Raw genomic sequence first — 20165 nt, 5'->3', positions numbered from 1 at the left:
GTCTCGTTAAGGCATCATTTCCAGTGGCACGGGGTACACGTTGTCCCGCGCATCGCTGTCCTTGGCCAAAGCCACCCAACGGTCGACGTCAGCGTTATAACGCTGGTAATGCCGCAGTTTGGTGTTCAGCGTGCGGATGAATTTCTCTTGCGCCAGACCGTCCCAGCTCTTCCAGGTCTCTTCATCCAGGTTCAGCACTTCGCTCTGGTAGGGCAGGTCTTCGAGGTACTCGCCGAGCACGCCCATGTTCGCCAGTTTGGCGTTGCTGTTCTGCTTGAGCTGATTGGGATCGGCGCCCATGGTCGCCGCCACTGTGCGCAGGCGATCGAACATTTCCGTCGGTGAAATCAGGCCTTCGTTGGCGGCATCGAGGATCTTTTTCATCACGTCGCTCAAGTCGCTGAGCTGCGACTTGGTCAACAGCACCCGCACATCGGTGGTCGGGATGTTTTGCTTGATCAGGTCGCGGTCGGTGATCCACGCCTTGAACACCGGCGGGGCCTTGCTGTTGGTCTTCTCGCCGAGGTAGGCCAGTTGCATGGCATGGCCGATCAGCGCCGCGTCCTCGAGCATTTTCTTCTCGGCCGGGTCCTGCTTGGCGTTCGCCGCACTGCCGATAGCGTCTTCGCCCATGTAGGCGGCTTTCACCTGGGTGGTGATCGCGGCGGCCAGTGCGTCGACCTTGCGTCCAAATTCCTGCACATCGCCGGCGTTCACCGGGTAGTACAACGAGGTGTTGGTGCCCGGGTAAGTCGACAGGTTCCGGTACTGCGCCTCAGCCTTGGCGTGGTCCTTGGCCCCGGCCGGGGTTTTCAAGTGCAGGGTGTAAATCGCCACGCCCGGGTTGGCGGCTTCGATACGCACCTGTGCGGCGCTCAAACCGGTCTTCGACAGTTTGTCGTCGCCTTCGATGGCGCCCGCGTCGGTGATCAACACCACGTAGCGCGCGCCGAACTGGCTCCAGTCAACCTTGTCGATGCTTTCCATGACGCCGGCAAACGAGTCTTCATCGAAGCTGCTGCTCGACACGGAGGCCTGTTTGAGGTCGGCGATCTTGGCAAAAAAGTCGGCGCTGTCTTTTACCTTGGTCGGGTCGGCGTACATCTTGGTGGTGTATTCCAGCCCCGGCACCGCCTGGGTATTGGAGCGGAAAGCGACCATACCGAACTTGACCTGCTTGCCGAGGTTCTGCGCTTCGATCTGCTGATAGACCTTGCGGATCGCCTCGCGGGTGCGGTCGATGTACGGGTCCATGGAAATCGTCGAGTCGATGACAAACACTACCGCCGCACTGAATTCCTTCAGTTGGTTGGCGTTTTTGTCCTCGGCTTCCTTGCCGCCGGCAGCGCTGTTGGCAGCACCGGCCTTGGCAGTCTTGTCATCCGGTTTGCTGACCGATGCGACGTTGAGCAGGCGCGTGCGGAAACCGCTTTCGGTCATGACTTCTTCGCCGCTGAGCACCGGCAGCAGGTAGAACTGCTTTTGCAGGTCGACGAAAAATTCAGGTTCTTCAGCCAGTACGCCTGGCGCCTGCTGGCCCTTTTTCAACTTGGCCCGCAGCGGTGCAACTTTGCTCACCGGGTCCGGCGCATCGAGGATGGCTTCGACGGTGGCGCGGTCCTTGAAGAACAACAACCGGTCGCGGTTGGCCGGGTTGGTGAAGGCGAGTGTCAGCTGCATCTTCCAGTCGGTGGTGCAGCCGGCCGGCAACCAGCCAATGGTTTTGCCGTAGCTGTCGGGCCCGACTTTCAGCCATTCGGCGTTGTTCGCTTGGGCGCGCTCGTACACGTAAAAGCGGCTGAACACCGGCTGTTCGTCACCGGCGGCACCGCCCGCCGTCGGACTGATCTTGCAGCCGGGGGTGGTCAGTACGCGCTGGAACAGGGTCTTTTTACCGGCCTGGATCAGCGGTTTGTCATCGGCCTGGGACAGCGGGCTGATGCACAGCGCCAACAGGGCGGCGCCGCTCAACAGGAATCGACTCAGGGGAGAACGCATCACTTCTGCAACTCCTCGAAACGCTGCTTGGCTTCGGCGTTGTTCGGGTCCTGGGTGAGGATGGTTTCGTACCAATAGGCGGCAGTGGCGTTGTCCGCGGTCGGGAAGCACTCGCTGGCCTGCAGGTATTTAGGGTCGTATTCACGGGCGTAAGCGTTGGCGATCAGCGCGTCACCGGCCTGGGCACGGTTGGCGTAGAGGCGCTGGGCGACGCCGCAGTGTTTGCCGGCCTTGGCCTGGTTGATGATCTCCAGCAACTTCGCACTGTCGGGTGCAGCCTTGATGCAGGTCTGGACAAAGGTCAACTCGGGCAGGCTGTTCATGCTTTCGAGGGTACAGGCTTGAGCGTCGGCGCCGGCCGGTGCGGCGGCAGGGTTGGCGGCCACCGGGGCAGGCGCCGGGGTGCGTTTGTAGAACCAGAATCCGCCACCCGCGGCGAGCAGCAACAGCACGACAATCAGCAGGCCGATCAGGCCTTTGTTGCTTTTCTTCACCGGTGGGGGAGGTGGTGCGTAGTCGGGCTCGTGGGGTACGGACTCCAGCTCAACCTCGGGCTCGGCAGTGGACAGGACCAGTTCAGGCAGCTCCGGGATTTCCAGGATTTCCGGTGCTGGTTCCGGTGCACTCGGCGCGGTCAGGTCGGCGCCGCCATAGGTCGAGCGCGTCTGGCCGCCGGCCGTGGACGGCAATACGCCAACGCCTGGGCGAACCACGCCTTTGTCGGCATGGCCGTGGCTCTGTTCGCGCAGTTCGATCTGGAATTGCGAGTTGGCGCCGCCTTCCAGCAGCGGGTCGACCACGTCCGGGCCGACCTGCGCTTCCAGGCTATCGCCGCTGGCGGTGACGTTGAAGCGCGAGACCTTGAACCAGAATGGATTGTTGCTCCAGGCCTTGTGGTCCTGGAGGTAAAAACCGTCCTGGTTACGCTGAATGGAAAACTCCAACAGTTCCTCGCCACCCTGCCATTTCTTCACAGTAAGGCGGGCCTTGCCAGGCACATTGGGCTCTAACGCGAGCAGGTCGACACGAATTGGCATTGCTTATCTCGCTGCGAAGGCTGTGAGCACTTTGCCCAGCCGTTCGTTCTGTTCAGGGGTGATTTCACGTCCGGCACCATGGCCGGCATTGTCCTGCGTGATATAGGCCAGGCCCGAGAGCCAGTCGCCGAGATACCGCTGCGCCTGGTTCGCCGGTTGTGCCGGCAGCACGGGCACTTGTCCCGGACCCACGTCGGTGTAGAACGAGAACAGCGGCGCCTTGGCACCGGCGCGGCTGTTCGGGCGCTCGCTCACCGGCTTCTGCAGGTAGCCGAACCAGGACACGAAATCGCGCAGCACACGTTGCACTTCGAATACCTGACGCTCGACCAGTTGATCGCGCCGCGCGCCGCTTTGTGCACGCTTGAGGACCGCGCGGCTCAGTTGCCCCGGCAAATCCTGGCGATAGCCGGCGGTGATCAGCTCATCGACCACCGCTTCGAGCAAGGCCTTTTCCAGACCGAGCAGATTGAGCAGGCTTTGGCGGGTGGTCAGCTCACGCAAATGGGCGATCCAGGCCTTGAACGCCGCTTTGGCGAATCGGTGCTCGTTGCTTTGCAGCTCGGGCGCCGGGGTGCCGGTGTTGTTGCTGACCGGTGCTTCAGGACTTGTGTCGTCACCGAAATCGAAATCGAAACCGGTGTCGTTGCCGTACAGGCTCTGGCTCGGTGTCGGGGCGACCGGTTCATCATCCGCGGCCGGCTCGTCATCAGTTTCGTAGACGCCGCTGAGGTACAGGTCGCGCACCTCTTCGCTCGGCATGTCGAGTTGATCGATCAGCTCGCCGAGCACTGCCGGGCGACGGCCGAGGCCGGTCAGAATCATCTGCGCCTGGGCTTTCTTGGCGGCGGCGGCACCGTCGGCGTCGGCGTGGTACCAGGTGCTCAGGCCGTGAGTGGTCAGGCCTTCGAGGCATTCGCTCAATTGCTCGCGGATGCGCTGCAATTTGAATTCGATGTTGGCCACGCCGGTGAAGCTGCTGCTGAAGTGGCTGATACCGCCGTCATCGTTGCGCAGCATTTCTGCCCAGGCGTTGACCGGGTTCTTGATGTGTTTGCACACGAGGGCGTTGCTGGCGAAACTGCTGCCCAGCGCGTCGACACGTTCCTGATAAATGGCATTGAGGCCGGTTTCCGCACCGCTCGCGTCTTGCTCGATGAACGCCGCGTCCATGCGCGGTTTGCGCACCAGGAAGGTGTTCTGGAACGGTGTGCCGGCCCAGTCGCTCATCCAGCTCAGGCTGCCGAAGCGCTCCAGCATGGTCAGCTTGACCATGCCGTTCCAGCTCTCGTCGTACTGATCCGGCGTCAGGCTCAGGGAGTTGGTGATGCGCAGGTCGAGCATGGTCAGCGCCCAGATCAGACCGGTGTCGCGTTTGCTGCGAGCGGCCGAGTCGGCGCCTTGGGTCTTTTCGATCCAGCGGGTCAGCACCGGGCCCACGTCGTTGACGTCGCTCTGCTTGGTCGAACCGGTGCAGACCACCAGGGCGTTCATTTCCTGGTTGTCGGTGTAGCGCTCGAACAGGTAGGCGACCTTGCCCCGCAGGATCAATTGCGAGACGGAGTTGTCCTTGGTGGCGGACTGCGGGTCGTTGGAGTCGGCGATCTCGTGCAGTTTCTTGCGTCCGCGATAACCGGGGAAGTCCAGCAGGTCGACCTGGTTGACGATGTCATCCAGCGGCGCTTCGATCAGGCGGAAGGTCATTTCGGCCGTCAGTGCCGCCAGTTGCGCGACCGGGATGCCCTGGCTGTTTTGCAGGCGACCGCCAATCAGGGGGCGAACCTCGATCGGCAAGTCTCGTGGGCTGCCGAAGCGTTCGAGGATGTCGACGTTCATGATGCTGTCGCGCTGGCTGTAAGTGTCGTTTTCGAAACTGACCAAGGCCTTCAGCGGTGCGAACACGGTTTCGGGCAGGCCCAGCGCGTGCAGCGCACCGGCCAGTTGCTGGTACACCCGCGTCAGCTCGCCTTGTTCACCCCAGAGGATCGAAAACAGCTCGGCCCGTTCCTGGAAATTCAGGCGTGGCGCCAGTTGCAACGCCTTGGGCCAATACAGGTGCTCAAGTTTTTTCACCGAGTTGCGGAAGTTGTCGCGCAGGTAATCCCACAGCGACACGAGGTCGTCAGCGTTGACACCGGTTTGCAGCGGCCCGGTTTCGCGGCCTTCGAACGGTTTGAGCACACGCTGGATGCGCTCTTCGTCGATCTCGTAGGAAATGCGCTCAAGGTCGAAATCCTTGAACCAGGAGTTGGCGAGAATCTTCGCCAGCTCGATTTCCTTGAACAGCGTGAGCTGTACCGGAAAGTCTTTGTCCTGGCTTTCCGTCGCCCGACGGCTGAAGCGCGTCACCAGGCCGGTGGCTTCCTTGCCGCCACCCACCGGGTTGATGTGCTTGATGAAGTCCAGGCGCTGGCCGCCGAAATCGGTTTCCAGTTTGCCGTTCTGACCCGCCGCGAGGGCCGAAATCAGGTAGGACTTGCCGGCCTGGGACAAGCCGAAAAAGCCGATTGTCATCGGCGTGCAGGCCACGCGGCCGAGGCTGTGAGCCAGGTTGCGGGCACGGTGCAGGCGGATGTTCAGGTTATCGGCTTCGCTGTCCAGGCGCGGCGCGTTGCCGCGTGTCTGGGCAATCCAGTCCAGCGCCTGACCGGCGCCTTCATAAACAGCGGCCCAACTGGCAGAGAGCTGAGTTTGATCGGGGGTCAGGTCATTCATTTGCGTTTCACACTTCCACTGTCGAGCCAGTACTTGGTCTCGCTCAGGCCGGCGTCGAGCATGGTGTTGAGTTCCAGCTCGAGGTCGCTGCGCGGGTTGAAGTTGACGTTGTTACAGTTGGATTCGATGTTGCGAACCGAGAGGCGGTCGCTGACCAGATCCTGCTTGCGGGTGTACTTGTCCGCCGGTTTGACCTCGAACCGTACCTTGAGCAACGGCGCACTGCCGTTTTCACCGATCGCCCGGGAAAACTTCTCCCGACCGGCCTTGGTGAACCGCAGGGTGTACAGCGGCGAGGCGGCCCAGCGGTCAGTGGCCAGTTGGCGGAAACCGAGGCGCAGATCGCCGCGCATTTCCAGTTGTGGGGTGTCGGCGGCCTCGCCCGTGCCGATTTCCGGCAGCTTGATTTTGTAGTCTTCGGACTGGATGTCGCGGTACAGCACGTCGGCATCCTTGATCACGTTGTTCAGGTCGATCACGCCGATATGCTTGACCGTCGAATACGGCTTGAGCGCCGATGCACGGAAGTAGAAGTTCGGCACGCTATGGTTGGCGCACAGCAGGCAGAGCATCGCGCCGACCGACGCGGTGCTTTTCGGGTCGTCGATCCGGCCGTTCTTGTGGAACGGATACCAGCCGCCAGTGCGGTAGTTTTGCAGCGCCAGAATGCGCCCCGGTGGCAGCGGCAGCACCTTGCGGATGAACGCCTGGATGCCGGGCAGGCGCGAAGGGCGGCCGGTCAGCAGCAGGACGTCGCACGGGTAATGCGCGACCACTTCACACAGCGCCCCGAGAATCTTGGTGATATTGATCTGGTCGTTGAGGAACGCAGCGTGGAGCTTTTGCAGGTCGAAGCTGACCGGCGCGGCATACAGGTCGAAACCGCTCTGAGCACCGACATCGCGGCGCACGGCGGCGTTGACGTAGTCGAGCACGGTCTGGCTGATCGCGTTGTCACCGAGCAATTGGCGGTAGCTTTGCGGGGTGACTTCTTGCGGGACCTGCGGGTCGTAGTGCTCGTACGCCTTGAGCAGGGCCAGGCCCAGCGGGACGAACACCTGCAGGTTCAATTGCTGGCGCAGGATCATGTCCTGAGCACTGACCGATTCATCGCCACACAGACGCGACATCAGTGAATCCGGGGCTTTCACGCCGGCGTTCTGCAAGGCTTTTTCGAAGCTCGGCAGGATGAAGTCCTGAATCACGTCCAGCAGGATGTCGTCACCGGCCACTTTGAAACCATCGCGGAAACGCTGCTCGGGCACGATGTGCACGTTGCTGCCGCTGCCGGTGTTGCCGGCGCGGTCGAGGCGGTAGTCGGTGATGACGAGGTCGGTGGTGCCGCCGCCGATGTCGATGGTCGCCAGGGTGATGCGTTCTCGGTCGGTCTTGTCCGGCCGGGCAATGGTGTCGAAAAACTCTTCCGGGTGACCGGCGAAGTTTTCGTTGACCTCGGTGTACAGGTACACCAACTGGCCGCAGGAGGCTTCGTCCCATTCCACGCGAATGCTCGGGATCGGCGTGCGCGGGCTGACGGCCTGATCCAGATGCGGGTCTTCCTCGCCGGCATGCCAGCCGAGGCTTTTCCACACCAGGCCGATGGCTTGCAGCATGCGTTCATTGAGAATGCTGCGCTCGGCCTGGGGCATGCCCGGCGGCACGGTCAGGGTGATGCTGTTGAGCTGGCGCGGCACGCGGGTATGACCCTGGCGCGAGCGTTGGGCCGGGCTGTTGATTTGCGACAGCGCCTGGGCCAGCACTTCGGCGAGCATGAAGGTCATCAGCGAGCTGCGCGAATAACGCGGCATGAACACCGGCAGGCGATCGTCTTCTTCGAGGCTGTAAAGCGCTTCGCCGGTTTCGTTGATCAGGTGCGAGAACGGTGCGGCAGTAGCGTACGGCTCACTGTCGGTCTTGATGTACGAGCAGTTGAACCGCCAGCCGTGGCCGTAGGCGTTTTCGTCCCACAAGTAGCGTTTCGGGCTGGACAGGCCGGTGGAGCCTTCGGTGCCGCGACGACGGCTGGCCAGGCGGCTGGCCTCATTGCCGACGCGGGCAATCGTCGCCCACTGGAACGCATCGTGCCGGCCGCTCTTGACCGAGCAGTGATCCTTGCCGAAATACGCCTGGGCGAATTCCACCCGGCTTTCGAAGGGCAGGTTGTAGGTGTGTTCGGGGGTGATCAGGTCACGTAGTTCCAGCACGTAGTTCTGCTTCAGCCCGGAGCCGGCCTGACCGTGGTTTTCGATCAGGATGCCGCAGGTGCGCGAGTTGCCGACGTCCAGCACCAGGTCCACCGGAATCGGTTTGACCAGGCCATTGCTGTCGTTGGCGACCACTTTCAGTTCGGGGATTTCAACTTTTGCACGGACCGTCGATTGCTGGGCAGCGGACGGCGTGCTCAGCAGACTGAGCAAATTGAGGTAGTGCGCCAGGTGATAGTTGGCGCGGATATCGGTGTCCAGCTCTGCGCGCGAACGGTGGGCGTTGCCTTCGTTGAAGACTTCCAGCAGCCACTCGTTGACCCACGGCTGCGCCAGGAACCAACGGGTTTCGCTGGCCTTGGTCGCCAGTTTGAAGGACACGCCGGAGCTGATGTCTTCTTCGTTTGGCGCCAGGTAAGCGGTGCCGTCACGCTTGGGCATCACACGGCTGTCGAACGCCATCGTCAGGCGGTGGGTGTTGCCGTCAATGTCGGGTGTCGCCAGTTTCACCAGGCGCATGCGCGACCAGTTGGTCGGGCCTTCATCGAAGCGATGGGGCGGCATGAAACGGAAAAACGGAGTTGGCAGCCAGACACCGTCGAGCAATTCGAGGCTGCTTTTCATGTCGACGCTGAATGCAGGCTTGGCCTTCTCGATTTTTTCCGGTTCGGGCTCGTAGAAAAAGAAGTCTTTCTCTTCGTTGTACGCCAGGCGGCAGATCAGTCCGCTGATCATCGGCGCGAATTCGCCTGCGGGTTCCTTGCGGGGATCCAGGCGCAGGGCGAAATCCATGAACTGGATGCCGGTGTCGCTGACCAGCGTGACGGTGTCTTCGAATTGGGTGACTTCAGGCAACATGTCGGGTTATTCCGTTTTATTCGGCCGCGTGCCGCATGGACATGGGGAATTGTTCTTTGCCGTAACCGCCGGTGCAGTCCGCGACCGTGGTCGCCCCTTTGCGGCAGTTGACCTTGGGCATGTCGTAAGTGCTGCCGTCGGCGCACACGGCCTGACCCTGACTGTCGATGGCCAGGCTGCCTCCCTTCATGGTAGCGCTCACTGGCCCGCTGCACTTGGTGCCGTCGGCCTGATGTACGGTGACTTCGCCCTTGCCGTCCTTGAGCTGGTACTCCAGGCGCAGCGGTTTGCCGGTCCGGCGATCCTGAATACCCGCCCCGGCGCGGTACTGACCGTCGAGGAACTTGGCGGCACCGTCGGCGGCGTCTGGCGGAATGCTCAGGGGAGGGCCGGGTTTTGTGGCGGGTTTTTCTGCCTCGGGCGATGTGATATCCGGTGGCGCGGTTTTATTTTCGGGTGGTGTGGTTGGTGATTCGGCTGCCGGATCTGCTGCCGGGTCTTTGGCCGGGTCTTTGCCGGGGTCTTGGGTCACGCCGGCGGGCGCTGAGTCAGCCTCGCTACCTTCGACCGCGGGCGCTTCCACGCCATGGGTTCCGGTCACGGCGGTGCCAGTTCCCGTGGTGGAGCCCACAACCGTGCCATTCACCGGAACGCCATTCAACGTCGTGACATTGCCAGGCAGTGTCGGCTCTTCCAGTTGTTTTTCCACCGGCACGATGCCCTCGGGCAGCAGGTCTACCGCCACCGACGGAATCGGCACGCAACCGCGCAGGCCGAGCAGCAGCCACAAAAGCAGCAGCAGGAGCGGCAGCAGCAACAGCCACCACCAGCGACGCCACCATGGACGAGCAACCACCGGCACGACGGGCGCAACGACAGGCGCGGGTTCGACTTCAGGTGGAAGCGTGAATGCTGGCGGGACCTGATAGAGGCAGTGCAGGGGGTCGGGAGTGCCGTTACCGGCATGCTCGAAACCCCAAAAGGTCAGCACCGGTTTGCCTTGCACCAGGTAGACGAAATTCTCGTCGGGGAAATGAATGACGCGCTTGAGCAGCTTGCCGAACACGGCTTTGTCGCCTTGCTGCGGTTCGCCGGAATCAGTCACCAGGAAACGTTGGCTCAATTCCTCGAGCGCAGTTTTCAGCGCTTCAAGTTGGAGGCGGGCAGGGGCGCGTTCTTCTTCGGTCGCACTGCTCCACGGAATTACATCGCCGTCGAGGCCGCTGTACCAGTCGATCTGGTTGCCGAGCTCATCGCTTTGAGGGATGGCCAGATGATCGACCAACTCAGGATTTTTGCGGCGAATGGCTTCGCGCAATTGCAAGGCAGCCCGGTAGACCGGTTGACCTGTTTCGCCCAGGGCAATAAATGACCCGCTCTTACCGCTGCGTAATAGTGCCCCGCGCATTCAAACTCCATATGTTCCGTTGCGCAAAATTGACAGACAAAAACGTCTGCGCTTGCTCCTGCAATTGGCTGGCGACCTTAATGGCATAGTGATGTCGCCGTCAATTAGCGGAGGTCCAAAACCGTATGAGACTAGCGTAAGTGTGCGGAGGTTGCATGAGGTCAATTTGAATTGACTCGGGAAGGTTCGGACGTGTGCTTTTTTAAGCTTGCTGAAACGTTTCATCAGCGCTATAAAAAATGCACAACTCCAAGAAAGGCTTTCCCCATGACCTCGCTCAACTTCGCTGTCGCCCTCGGCGCGCTCACCGCGGCCTCTCACGCCCTGGCTTGGGATTACGTGCTGCTCGACAGCGACAAGGCTCCCCAGAATTGGCAAATCACCAGCCAACAACTCGGGGTGAAAACCGACCGACCTTTTTCCGTGACCCTTCGCACCTTGCACGGCGGTCGGCAGGAAGGCGTCAGCATCGTCGACATCGATAACGGCACGATGAAACTTTCGGTGGTACCGACTCGCGGGATGAACGTGTTGCAGGCGTCGGTCGGTACTGTGCGCATGGGTTGGGATTCGCCGGTCAAGGATGTGGTCAACCCGTCCTTCATCGAACTCAATGGTCGCGGCGGCCTCGGCTGGCTCGAAGGCTTCAACGAACTGGTCGCCCGCTGCGGTTACGAATGGGTCGGCCATCCCGGCATGGACAACGGCGAACTGCTGACCCTCCATGGCCGCGCCGCCAACATCCCGGCCAGCAAAGTCACCCTGCACATCGATGAAAAACCGCCTTACGCCATCAGCCTGCGTGGCGAACTGAAAGAGCAGGCGTTCAAGAAAGTCGACTTCTCGGTGATGACCGAACTGGTTACCGAGCCCGGTAGCGTCACGTTTGCCCTCAACGACACCCTGACCAACAACGGAGATTATCCGAAGGAATACCAGGCGCTGTACCACAGTAATTTCAGCACCCCATTCCTGGAGCAGGGCGCCCATTTTGCTGCGCCGGTGAAACAGGTTTCGCCGTTCAATGACAAGGCCAAAGGCGATTTGCCGGATTGGCAGACTTATCGCGCGCCGACCAAGGATTATGACGAGACCGTTTACAACGTTGTGCCTTATGGCGATGCCCAGGGGGACACGTTGACCGTGTTGCATAACAAGGCGGGAAGCCTTGGGGTGTCGGTCGGGTTTAATACCCGGCAGTTGCCGGTTTTTTCGTTGTGGAAGAACACCGATACGCAAGGGCAGGGGTATGTGACCGGGCTGGAGCCGGGGACGAGTTTTTCCTACAACCGTCGGTATCAGCGGCCACTGGGGTTGGTGCCGATGATTGGGGTTAAAGAGCAGAAGCAGTTTCAGATCAGGTACAGCTTGCTGGCGGATAAAGGGGCTGTGGATAAGGCGTTGAAGACGGTGAGTGATATTCAGGGTGGGCGGGAGACTGAGGTGAGGCAGGCGCCGTTGGTGGATTTGACCAAGGAGTAAGCGGCGGTTCGAGATGAGCAGTGATGCCGTCATGTGGTGGTCACTGCTTTTTGAAGGGTCAAAAGGGGAGCTTCATTTTTGAGGCTTGTGCGGCATCAAACAACCGCCGGATGAAATCGAAGTCATTCCAGGATTGATTGGTGTAAAACCGGTATTCCTTGTCTTCGATATCGTCGAAGTAATAGATGACGTACTCCGCATATTTTTCATCGGCGTTGAAGCTGTAGCGTAGTGAAAGAGAAAAGGCTTGTTCTTTTAATTTCACAAGCGAGTTGTTGTCGTCATAACTCCAAGAGAATTCGCCTTGTTCTGTTCTCGCGGTGAGTGCTTTGACGAAATCGAGAAATCTAGGCGGTAACATATTGTCGCCCTCTGGCTGGGTTAACCTTTTCAAGGTTTTCTTTTATGTTTTCAAGATTGTGGTGAATAAGAAATCTGGTCGGCTTTTCGAGCGGAGCGCTTGCGGATGCGAAAACCCCTTTTCTGATGGCTGTCTCTGTTTCCCCAAGGATTTTGTCAATCCTTTCGAACGCCTGACCTGTGCCGGGTATTTTGGCAAACAGAATCCTGAAATGCTGATAGCACTTCAGCGCCAATGGATAGTTTTCAGTGTCCACATAACCTGCTGCTTCATTGAGCGTCGCAAGGCATTCGCTTACGGCTGAGGCGCCTTCTACAGCTTTTGCTTCCTTGAGCACTTTCTTGGCTTCTGCACTGATGCTTCGTGAGTAACGAACACTGTGCAGAACTTCAGCTATTGAAATGATGAGCGCAACGATAGTTATCACCGTGCCAACGTAGGAAAAGTTGTTTAGAGACGTCGGAGAGGCGACAACGATTTCCTGCTGCAGGAGCGCAGTCCACACGATGGCAATGCTCATCAGGCAATAGACGAATCTGATCCAATGACTCTTTAGTAACTCCATGTATTACTGACGCTCTCTCTGAATAGTGATCTGAATGAATGATTTGCTGTGACAGTCATTGGTTACGCTGAGGCAGGTCGGTATTGCAGGGCTTCCGCCAAATGCTCGCGTGTAATTGCATTGACCTGTTCAAGGTCCGCCAGCGTTCGTGCGACCTTGAGCAGTCGATGGGCTGACCTGAGTGACAAGGTCAAACGCTCGCAGGCGGTTTCCAGCCATGCTTCGTCGGTTGTGGATAACTTGCAGTGTTGGCGCAGCCCTGGCAAATCAAGGAATGCGTTGGCACAGCCTTGGCGTTTGTTTTGACGCTCCCGGGCGTCGGCGACCAGTACCGCAGCAGTGGCGGTGTCATCACCGGGTTTGAGCGCAGGATTCAGAGCCGTGGCTTCTCGGGCGACAGTCAGGTGCAGGTCGATCCGATCCAGCAGCGGCCCCGACAATTTGTTGCGATAACGCTGGACCATGTCCGGTGTACAACTGCATTTGCCGCTGGGTTCGCCAAGATATCCACAGGGACACGGGTTCATCGCGGCGACCAGTTGAAAGCGTGCCGGAAACCTCACGCGATCCTTGGCGCGGGAAATCACGATGTGGCCGGATTCCAGCGGCTCCCTTAAAACCTCCAACACCTTGCGATCGAATTCCGGAAGTTCGTCGAGGAACAGCACGCCATGATGGGCGAGGGTGATTTCGCCGGGTTGCGGCTTCGAACCACCGCCCACCAACGCCGGGCCCGAGGCGGAGTGATGGGGTTGGCGGAAGGGTCTTTGCGGCCAGTGGCTCAAGGGCACGCAACTGGTGACGGATTGAATGGCTGCGACTTCCAGCGCCTCGTTTTCGGCGAGCGGTGGCAGCAAACCTGGCAACCGACTCGCCAACAACGTTTTCCCGGTCCCCGGCGGTCCGCTAAATAGCAGGTTATGAGCCCCAGCCGCCGCAATCAGCAATGCGCGCTTGGCCGAGATTTGCCCCTGCACTTCATTCAAGTCCGGATAGGGTTTGCTGGCGTAGAGCAAGCCATTGGAAACGTAGGGCTCGACCGGCGTATGTCCATTGAAGTGCGCAACGGCTTCCAGCAGGTGATCCACGGCAAACACCTTCAACCCCGAGGCCAGGCACGCTTCCTCGGCGTTCGCCCGCGGCACCATCAGCGAGCGCCCGGCCTTGCGTGCAGCCAGCGCAGCCGGCAACACGCCTCTCACGGCACGTACTGCGCCGGACAACGCCAACTCTCCCAGGCATTCAATGTCATCCAGCGTCAATGTCGGAACTTGCACGCTGGCGGACAGAATCCCCAAGGCAATCGCCAGATCGAATCGGCCGCCGTCCTTCGGTAAGTCCGCCGGGGCCAGATTCAGGGTGATACGACGAGCCGGGAATTGCAGGCCTGAGTTGATAATCGCGCTGCGGACCCGATCCTTACTTTCCTTCACCGCCGCTTCGGGCAAACCGACCATCGTCAGCGATGGCAAGCCGTTGGCCAGATGGACTTCGACGGTAACGGCGGGCGCATCCACGCCAATCTGGGCGCGGCTGTGGACGATGGAGAGGGACATGGTCGTTCCTTGAGCTTCACGGGAACCGCTTCCTGCGGTTTTTTGAAGGGTAGTCGGGGGCGCGTGATGGCGCAGGTGCCAAATCTTCGCAGGATGTTGCGAGTGTCTTTCTGAAGGGTGAAGCGTAAGGGAGTGGGGATTTGCGACGTAATCAGTCGCGGGATGAGGTTGTTGTAGGACGTTGCCTGGATTGATGAAGGACGGCGGCGAAGCTGAATTGAGGGCGAAAAAAAACCGCCTGAAAAAGCGGTTTTTATGTGCAGGCTTCGGTGAGGCCAAGACCTGCGCATCCTCAACGGACACATTGACGGTGCTGAGATTATTCACCTTTTTTTGTCGAATCAAGCGTAGCGGGTGCCCTGTAGCCGGCAAGCCAACCGCTTGGTTCCAATTCTTTACCGCAAGCCACAGCGACCTCACAAAAGCGACGTTGAGTAGCCGATACGTTCCCGGCCAGCCGGAGTGCCTCCGCATGATATCCAGCGATGAGTGGAAGTTTGGCTTTTCGTTTTCCGGGTTTCATAGCGATCGCTTTTTTTGGATTTGAAGATGGCTTTACAGGTCGGTCAGCTTAAGAGGTAAGCGCGGTGCTGATGCAATGAGAATTGGTGCTCCTTTTCGTAGGAAACGTCTGTGTTTAAAAGGATTCTGAAGGCCTTTGGTAGTCCTTTTCCTAAAGCTTTGAAGGGATGGCCAAGAGTCGCATTGGCGCATTTGCATAAGTGAATTCAGGTTATACACTCAAGATTAATGCATAACGTTAAGCTTTAAATTATGATCGTTAGCTTTAAGTGTTCTGAGACCGAGTACCTGTTTCGCAACGGTAAGACCCGTATGTGGTCAGCCATTATGAGTGTCGTGGAACGAAAGCTGACGATGCTTGATGCTGCTGCCGTACTGATTGACCTTCGATCGCCGCCGGGTATTCGCTTGGAGGCACTGGGGGGAAATCGAAAAGGTCAGCACAGCATCCGTATCAACGCTCAATGGCGAATTTGCTTTGTTTGGGGTCTTAACGGGCCAGAGAATGTCGAAATCGTCGATTATCACTGAGGTGAGTAATGACTAAGAATGGTATGCGTCCGGTTCACCCCGGCGAGATCCTCAAAGAGGAATACCTGGAGCCTCTGAGCCTTACGGCGGCAGCCTTGGCTAGAGCATTGAGCGTTTCGACACCAACGGTGAACGATATCGTGCTCCAGCGCCGGGGTGTCAGCGCTGATATGGCTTTAAGGCTATCTATCTGTCTGGACACGACCCCAGAATTTTGGCTGAACCTGCAATCGACTTACGATTTGCGCAAAGCCGAGATTGAGCGAGGGGCAGTGATCCGGGATCAGGTTGAGCGGCTTCCGCACTGCGCCTGATCCTCAATTCCTGGACGAACCCCACGCTATAACGTGGGGTTTTTTTGTCGTTCAGATTGCCATGAGTATTCTGGACGCTCGCTTCCACCACGGTGCAATGACCGCACGCTGTGGCCGTTCACCCTCTGCCAGCATATGCGGAACATCCTGCAACCGAATCCACGGCTGATTATCCCAGTGCAGCAAACTCAATGACATCTCGGGCCAGTTCAGCAGGCTCAAAATCGGGCGTTCGTTTGTGGGCGATTGCTGTGCGTCCCTGAGGGCGGGGACGACGTCGTGGGTCAGCCATTCGCGCAGGGCTCGGTATTCGGGGCAGTAGTGGTAGACCAGCAGGGCGTAGACGCCGGATTCGCTGATCAGCAGGGTGTCTTCGATGACGCCGTGAATGAGGATTTTCGCGGACTGGTGTTGGTCGGGGTCGAGTTTTCGGACGGCGCGTTCGTCGAGGAAAAGGCGGAGCAATCGGCCGAGGTCGCGGGCGCTGAACCAGGCCTGGTTTTCGAGGAGGAGGGCGTGGAGATTGAGTTTGTGGCGGGTGAAGACGTGGGGGATCGGATAAACGACGTTGCTATTCATTGATACAACTCCTTTTGCTAAAGGGGCTGCCGTCAATCGTCGCCAAACGATTGGGTGGCAGCTGTACGCGGGTTGGCGAACCGGAGCAAAAGGAACCCGGCAGACCCGAAGGTCTCCCACGCACAACCGCCATGACTCGATGTGGCGGAAGTAAACCCGCCATCGGATGGTCGTAATGCGCCTTAAGCTTCCGGGTCGCCAAACCCAGTGCCGAACATTCAGCATTGGGTGAGCTTAGGAACTGGAGCTTTGCGGCGCTATCGGACGGCGGATGAGATTGTTGTAGGACTCTGCCTTGAATCAGCGCTGAATCCGGAATGGCTGGAAGGTCGTTCCGACCTTATCGCGAGCAGGCTCGCTCCCACAATGGATTGGGCTTTATCGTAGGATCGACTGTGTTACTCGCTTGGCGGATTCAGCTTCGCTTCCAGCTCCGCCACCTTGGCTTCAAGACTCTCCAGTCGTGCCCGGGTGCGTGCGAGCACGACCATCTGGCTATCGAACTCTTCCCGGCTGACCAGATCGAGCTTGCTGAAGCCGCTCTGCAGCAATGCCTTGAACTGGCTTTCGATTTCGCTTTTCGGCAGCGGGGTTTCGCCGCTGAAGAGGCGGGAGGCGGTGCCCGTCAGGGCGTCGAGGAAGTCTTTGGGCGCGAGCATGGGAAAGGTCCTGGAAACAATGGCGGGCAGTGTATCACGCAGTGTCTATAGTCAATTCCGGCGGGTGGCCGGCGCACGCTTTTCGCGCATGCGGACGGACGGCAGCGCACTGTTGTTGTGCGTTAGTTCGCGGGTAATGGAGGGCGCCGGCTCGTGGTATCGGCCAAGGGATTGAATTCAGGGGTTTTTGGCGAGATGGCAAGCTTTCTGCTTAGTGACTATCAACCCATGCACTGATGCAGTCGCTGTGACGAATGCAGTGCGCCAGGCGAAACGGGGAAGTGTTTCGTACGGGGTGGTTAGCTGGGGTCGGACGGGCATTCAAGGCCGACGATGCGTTACAAAGCCAGGCACTGCGCTTAGACTTGAGACGGGTTTGTTTTCCTGGGGCAAGTCCACCAATTCGGGAGAGAGTTTTCATGAAGCTAGTCACTGCCATCATCAAGCCGTTCAAACTGGACGACGTGCGCGAGTCGCTGTCCGAGATCGGCGTGCAGGGCATTACCGTTACTGAAGTCAAAGGCTTCGGTCGGCAGAAGGGTCACACCGAGCTGTATCGCGGCGCGGAATACGTGGTCGATTTTCTGCCCAAGGTGAAGATCGATGTCGCCATTGACGACAAGGATCTGGACCGGGTTATCGAGGCGATAACCAAGGCGGCCAACACCGGCAAGATCGGTGACGGCAAGATCTTCGTGGTCAATCTGGAACAGGCGATTCGCATCCGTACCGGCGAAACCGATACCGACGCGATTTAAAAGCCGCCACAAACCCAACGCCCCAGGAGAAAACAATATGACTCTGCGTAAATTCGCAGGGCTAGGAGCCCTGTTGTCCCTCGTAATGCCCGGCCTGGCCATGGCGGCAGACGAAGTGGCGGCCCCAGTCCTCAATTCCGGCGACACCGCCTGGATGATGACCTCGACAGCCCTCGTGCTGTTCATGACCATTCCCGGCCTCGCGCTGTTCTACGGCGGCATGGTTCGGTCCAAAAACATTCTTTCCGTGATGATGCAGTGCTTCGCCATTACCGGTTTGATCAGCGTCCTGTGGGTCATTTATGGCTACAGCATCGCGTTCGACACCACCGGCATGGAACAGGGCGTCATCAATTTCAACTCGTTCTTCGGGAGCCTGAACAAGGCGTTCCTCGCCGGCATCACGCCAGCCAGCCTGACGGGTCCTGCGGCGCTGTTCCCTGAGGCGGTGTTCGTCACCTTCCAGATGACTTTCGCCATCATTACTCCTGCATTGATCGTCGGTGCTTTCGCCGAGCGGATGAAGTTCTCCGCCATGCTGATTTTCATGGGCGTGTGGTTCACCCTGGTCTACGCACCGATTGCGCACATGGTCTGGTCCGGTAACGGCGGCCTGTTGTGGGACTGGGGCGTGCTCGACTTCGCCGGCGGCACCGTGGTGCACATCAACGCCGGTGTGGCCGGTCTGATTGCCTGCCTGGTACTGGGCAAGCGCAAAGGCTTCCCGACCACCCCGATGGCCCCGCACAACCTCGGTTACACCCTGATGGGCGCCGCGATGTTGTGGGTCGGCTGGTTCGGCTTCAACGCCGGTTCTGCTGCGGCGGCCAACGGCACCGCCGGCATGGCGATGCTGGTGACCCAGATCGCAACCGCCGCGGCTGCACTGGGCTGGATGTTCGCCGAGTGGATGACTCACGGCAAACCAAGTGCACTGGGTATTGCTTCGGGTGTAGTCGCCGGTCTGGTCGCTATTACGCCAGCCGCTGGCACCGTGGGCCCGATGGGCGCTCTGGTGATCGGTCTGGCAGCGGGCGTGGTGTGCTTCTTCTGCGCCACCACCCTGAAACGCAAACTCGGTTATGACGATTCCCTGGACGCCTTTGGTGTGCACGGTATCGGCGGTATCCTCGGCGCGATCCTGACGGGTGTGTTCGCTGCACCGTCCCTGGGTGGCTTCGGCACCGTCACCGACATCGCCGCACAAGTCTGGATCCAGTGCAAAGGCGTGGGCTTCACGGTGATCTACACCGCGATCGTCACTTTCATCATTCTCAAGGTCCTCGACGCTGTCATGGGCCTGCGGATCACGGAAGAAGAAGAGGCTGTCGGTATCGACCTGGCACTCCATAACGAACGCGGCTACAACTTGTAAGACGCGCATAAAAAACTTGCCCGGCTTGCCGGGCATTTTTTTGTCTGGCGTTTGTCAGTGAAGGACCTGCTGAAAGGTTTTTTCGTACGCGTTCAGGGACGTTTACGACGGGCGTTTTTCTGCGGCCAATGGCTTACATGATTGAAGGAATATTAGGGCCTTTGTTTTTTCCCAGAGCGCGCTAGAATGCGCCCCGAACGTGCGGAGAACTGTATGTGGCAACAGACTCTGATTACCCTGCGGGCACGGCCCCGGGGCTTTCATCTGGTAACGGACGAGTTACTCGCTGGCTTGCCTGAACTCAAGGCGTGTCGGGTCGGTCTGTTGCATTTGTGGCTACAGCATACCTCGGCGTCGTTGACCATCAACGAGAACGCCGATCCGGCGGTACGTCGCGACTTCGAACGATTTTTCAATCGTCTGATCCCACAAGGAACAGACGGCTATGAGCATAACGACGAAGGCCTGGACGACCTCCCGGCGCACTTCAAGGCCAGCGTGCTTGGCTGTCAGCTCAGTTTGCCGATCTCGGCAGGCCGACTGGCGCTGGGGACCTGGCAAGGTGTTTATCTGGGCGAGCACCGTGATTTTGGCGGTGCCCGTAAAGTCCTTGCCACCGTGCACGGTGAAGAGGCATGAACCGCTGGTCACCAACGGTTATTGAATTTTTCCGGCAGCTGTCGACAGACGGTAAAGCTGGGCTATAACTAATCTGCTTTTCGCAAGAGTCATGAGGTAGAACATGAGCGACGATGATCTGGAAAACGACGACCTCGAAGTAGGCGACGACGACGAAACCGAAGAAGGTCTGGAAGCAGCGGCCGAAGACGTCGCTGAAGACGACGGTGGTGAAGCGCCCGTTCCGACCGCCAAAGGCAAAGCCAAGGCAGCGGTGTCGGTCGATGAGCTGCCGAGTGTCGAAGCCAAGAACAAGGAACGCGATGCTCTCGCGCGGGCCATGGAAGAGTTTTTGGCCAAGGGCGGCAAGGTGCAGGAAGTGGAGGCCAACGTGGTCGCCGATCCTCCCAAGAAGCCTGACAACAAGTACGGCAGCCGGCCTATCTAAGCGTCTGCCCTTGCTTGCTGAAAAAGCCCGCCGTCGCTGCGGGCTTTTTCATGGGTGGTACAAAAGCATCAAATGCAGCGCGATCCAATGTGGGAGCGAGCCTGCTCGCGAAGAGGCCCTCATATTCAAAATCCATGTCGGCTGATCCACCGCTTTCGCGAGCAGGCTCGCTCCCAC

The 20165-nt window shown here is 59.3% G+C and carries 17 protein-coding genes; 7 read left to right on the top strand and 10 right to left on the bottom strand.

What is annotated here, in order from left to right:
* Nucleotides 1–6 precede the first annotated feature (6 nt).
* From BK660_RS20850 to BK660_RS20830, 5 genes are read right to left on the bottom strand one after another with little or no spacing between them, the layout of a single operon-like run.
* Nucleotides 7–1998: a vWA domain-containing protein gene (locus BK660_RS20850; RefSeq protein WP_185045152.1), complete on the bottom strand. Its 1992-nt coding sequence runs from the start codon at nt 1996–1998 to the stop codon at nt 7–9.
* Complete coding sequence (locus BK660_RS20845; protein ID WP_123434892.1) at nt 1998–3035, bottom strand: hypothetical protein; 1038 nt, start codon at nt 3033–3035, stop codon at nt 1998–2000. The genes BK660_RS20850 and BK660_RS20845 overlap by 1 nt, the downstream gene beginning before the upstream one ends.
* A 3-nt stretch (nt 3036–3038) precedes the next feature.
* Nucleotides 3039–5750, bottom strand: a complete 2712-nt coding sequence (locus tag BK660_RS20840; RefSeq protein WP_123434891.1) for a putative virulence factor — start codon at nt 5748–5750, stop codon at nt 3039–3041.
* Nucleotides 5747–8812, bottom strand: coding sequence for a virulence factor SrfB (locus BK660_RS20835; RefSeq protein WP_123434890.1), 3066 nt, complete (start codon nt 8810–8812; stop codon nt 5747–5749). Before BK660_RS20835 ends, BK660_RS20840 begins: the two co-directional genes overlap by 4 nt.
* 16 nt (nt 8813–8828) lie before the next feature.
* The gene (locus BK660_RS20830) at nt 8829–10220 is read right to left on the bottom strand and encodes an SrfA family protein (protein WP_123434889.1); all 1392 of its coding nucleotides are present in this window, start codon (nt 10218–10220) and stop codon (nt 8829–8831) included.
* Between the two features lie 267 nt (nt 10221–10487).
* Between BK660_RS20830 and BK660_RS20825 the strand changes: the two genes are divergently transcribed.
* On the top strand, nt 10488–11702 hold the full coding sequence (locus tag BK660_RS20825; protein ID WP_123434888.1) for an aldose 1-epimerase family protein: 1215 nt from the start codon (nt 10488–10490) through the stop codon (nt 11700–11702).
* Between the two features lie 58 nt (nt 11703–11760).
* Here the strand turns inward: BK660_RS20825 and BK660_RS20820 are convergent, their stop codons facing one another.
* The 3 genes from BK660_RS20820 to BK660_RS20810 form a co-directional block, all read right to left on the bottom strand.
* Nucleotides 11761–12063, bottom strand: coding sequence for a hypothetical protein (locus BK660_RS20820; RefSeq protein WP_123434887.1), 303 nt, complete (start codon nt 12061–12063; stop codon nt 11761–11763).
* Nucleotides 12050–12583 carry a hypothetical protein gene (locus BK660_RS20815; RefSeq protein ID WP_123434886.1) on the bottom strand — a complete coding sequence of 178 codons (534 nt, stop codon included), beginning with the start codon at nt 12581–12583 and terminating at the stop codon, nt 12050–12052. Before BK660_RS20815 ends, BK660_RS20820 begins: the two co-directional genes overlap by 14 nt.
* A gap of 107 nt (nt 12584–12690) precedes the next feature.
* Nucleotides 12691–14184 carry a YifB family Mg chelatase-like AAA ATPase gene (locus BK660_RS20810; protein WP_123434885.1) on the bottom strand — a complete coding sequence of 498 codons (1494 nt, stop codon included), beginning with the start codon at nt 14182–14184 and terminating at the stop codon, nt 12691–12693.
* Between the two features lie 774 nt (nt 14185–14958).
* On the opposite strand from BK660_RS20810, the gene BK660_RS20800 reads away from it, so the two are divergent.
* Nucleotides 14959–15237 carry a type II toxin-antitoxin system RelE/ParE family toxin gene (locus tag BK660_RS20800; protein ID WP_123434883.1) on the top strand — a complete coding sequence of 93 codons (279 nt, stop codon included), beginning with the start codon at nt 14959–14961 and terminating at the stop codon, nt 15235–15237.
* 8 nt (nt 15238–15245) lie between these two features.
* Nucleotides 15246–15551, top strand: a complete 306-nt coding sequence (locus tag BK660_RS20795; protein WP_123434882.1) for a HigA family addiction module antitoxin — start codon at nt 15246–15248, stop codon at nt 15549–15551.
* Between the two features lie 51 nt (nt 15552–15602).
* Here the strand turns inward: BK660_RS20795 and BK660_RS20790 are convergent, their stop codons facing one another.
* Both BK660_RS20790 and BK660_RS20785 read right to left on the bottom strand, forming a co-directional pair.
* Nucleotides 15603–16130 carry a BRO-N domain-containing protein gene (locus BK660_RS20790; protein ID WP_123434881.1) on the bottom strand — a complete coding sequence of 176 codons (528 nt, stop codon included), beginning with the start codon at nt 16128–16130 and terminating at the stop codon, nt 15603–15605.
* Nucleotides 16131–16528: 398 nt separating this feature from the next.
* Nucleotides 16529–16789, bottom strand: coding sequence for an accessory factor UbiK family protein (locus tag BK660_RS20785; RefSeq protein WP_123434880.1), 261 nt, complete (start codon nt 16787–16789; stop codon nt 16529–16531).
* A 419-nt stretch (nt 16790–17208) separates the two neighbouring features.
* Here BK660_RS20785 and glnK point away from each other — a divergent pair, with 419 nt between their 5' ends.
* The 4 genes from glnK (at nt 17209) to sutA (ending at nt 19988) form a co-directional block, all read left to right on the top strand.
* Nucleotides 17209–17547, top strand: a complete 339-nt coding sequence (gene glnK / locus BK660_RS20780; RefSeq protein ID WP_002555808.1) for a P-II family nitrogen regulator — start codon at nt 17209–17211, stop codon at nt 17545–17547.
* Between the two features lie 37 nt (nt 17548–17584).
* A complete protein-coding gene (locus tag BK660_RS20775) occupies nt 17585–18922 on the top strand; it encodes an ammonium transporter (protein WP_123434879.1) in 1338 nt (445 codons plus the stop codon).
* Between the two features lie 213 nt (nt 18923–19135).
* The gene (locus BK660_RS20770; RefSeq protein ID WP_008030499.1) at nt 19136–19561 is read left to right on the top strand and encodes a secondary thiamine-phosphate synthase enzyme YjbQ; all 426 of its coding nucleotides are present in this window, start codon (nt 19136–19138) and stop codon (nt 19559–19561) included.
* A gap of 103 nt (nt 19562–19664) precedes the next feature.
* A complete protein-coding gene (gene sutA / locus BK660_RS20765) occupies nt 19665–19988 on the top strand; it encodes a transcriptional regulator SutA (RefSeq protein WP_007942370.1) in 324 nt (107 codons plus the stop codon).
* Nucleotides 19989–20165 lie beyond the last annotated feature (177 nt).

The sequence above is a fragment of the Pseudomonas brassicacearum genome (assembly GCF_003732265.1).
In the GTDB taxonomy this organism is placed as follows: domain Bacteria; phylum Pseudomonadota; class Gammaproteobacteria; order Pseudomonadales; family Pseudomonadaceae; genus Aquipseudomonas; species Aquipseudomonas brassicacearum_D.
This window is presented reverse-complemented; position numbering and strand designations above follow the sequence as displayed.

What these genes read in the sequence shown, in the direction of transcription:
- BK660_RS20850 (WP_185045152.1), bottom strand. Translation starts at nt 1,998, where the DNA reads ATGCGTTCTCCCCTGAGTCGATTCCTGTTGAGCGGCGCCGCCCTGTTG.
- BK660_RS20845 (WP_123434892.1), bottom strand. Translation starts at nt 3,035, where the DNA reads ATGCCAATTCGTGTCGACCTGCTCGCGTTAGAGCCCAATGTGCCTGGC.
- BK660_RS20840 (WP_123434891.1), bottom strand. Translation starts at nt 5,750, where the DNA reads ATGAATGACCTGACCCCCGATCAAACTCAGCTCTCTGCCAGTTGGGCC.
- BK660_RS20835 (WP_123434890.1), bottom strand. Translation starts at nt 8,812, where the DNA reads ATGTTGCCTGAAGTCACCCAATTCGAAGACACCGTCACGCTGGTCAGC.
- BK660_RS20830 (WP_123434889.1), bottom strand. Translation starts at nt 10,220, where the DNA reads ATGCGCGGGGCACTATTACGCAGCGGTAAGAGCGGGTCATTTATTGCC.
- BK660_RS20825 (WP_123434888.1), top strand. Translation starts at nt 10,488, where the DNA reads ATGACCTCGCTCAACTTCGCTGTCGCCCTCGGCGCGCTCACCGCGGCC.
- BK660_RS20820 (WP_123434887.1), bottom strand. Translation starts at nt 12,063, where the DNA reads ATGTTACCGCCTAGATTTCTCGATTTCGTCAAAGCACTCACCGCGAGA.
- BK660_RS20815 (WP_123434886.1), bottom strand. Translation starts at nt 12,583, where the DNA reads ATGAGCATTGCCATCGTGTGGACTGCGCTCCTGCAGCAGGAAATCGTT.
- BK660_RS20810 (WP_123434885.1), bottom strand. Translation starts at nt 14,184, where the DNA reads ATGTCCCTCTCCATCGTCCACAGCCGCGCCCAGATTGGCGTGGATGCG.
- BK660_RS20800 (WP_123434883.1), top strand. Translation starts at nt 14,959, where the DNA reads ATGATCGTTAGCTTTAAGTGTTCTGAGACCGAGTACCTGTTTCGCAAC.
- BK660_RS20795 (WP_123434882.1), top strand. Translation starts at nt 15,246, where the DNA reads ATGACTAAGAATGGTATGCGTCCGGTTCACCCCGGCGAGATCCTCAAA.
- BK660_RS20790 (WP_123434881.1), bottom strand. Translation starts at nt 16,130, where the DNA reads ATGAATAGCAACGTCGTTTATCCGATCCCCCACGTCTTCACCCGCCAC.
- BK660_RS20785 (WP_123434880.1), bottom strand. Translation starts at nt 16,789, where the DNA reads ATGCTCGCGCCCAAAGACTTCCTCGACGCCCTGACGGGCACCGCCTCC.
- glnK (WP_002555808.1), top strand. Translation starts at nt 17,209, where the DNA reads ATGAAGCTAGTCACTGCCATCATCAAGCCGTTCAAACTGGACGACGTG.
- BK660_RS20775 (WP_123434879.1), top strand. Translation starts at nt 17,585, where the DNA reads ATGACTCTGCGTAAATTCGCAGGGCTAGGAGCCCTGTTGTCCCTCGTA.
- BK660_RS20770 (WP_008030499.1), top strand. Translation starts at nt 19,136, where the DNA reads ATGTGGCAACAGACTCTGATTACCCTGCGGGCACGGCCCCGGGGCTTT.
- sutA (WP_007942370.1), top strand. Translation starts at nt 19,665, where the DNA reads ATGAGCGACGATGATCTGGAAAACGACGACCTCGAAGTAGGCGACGAC.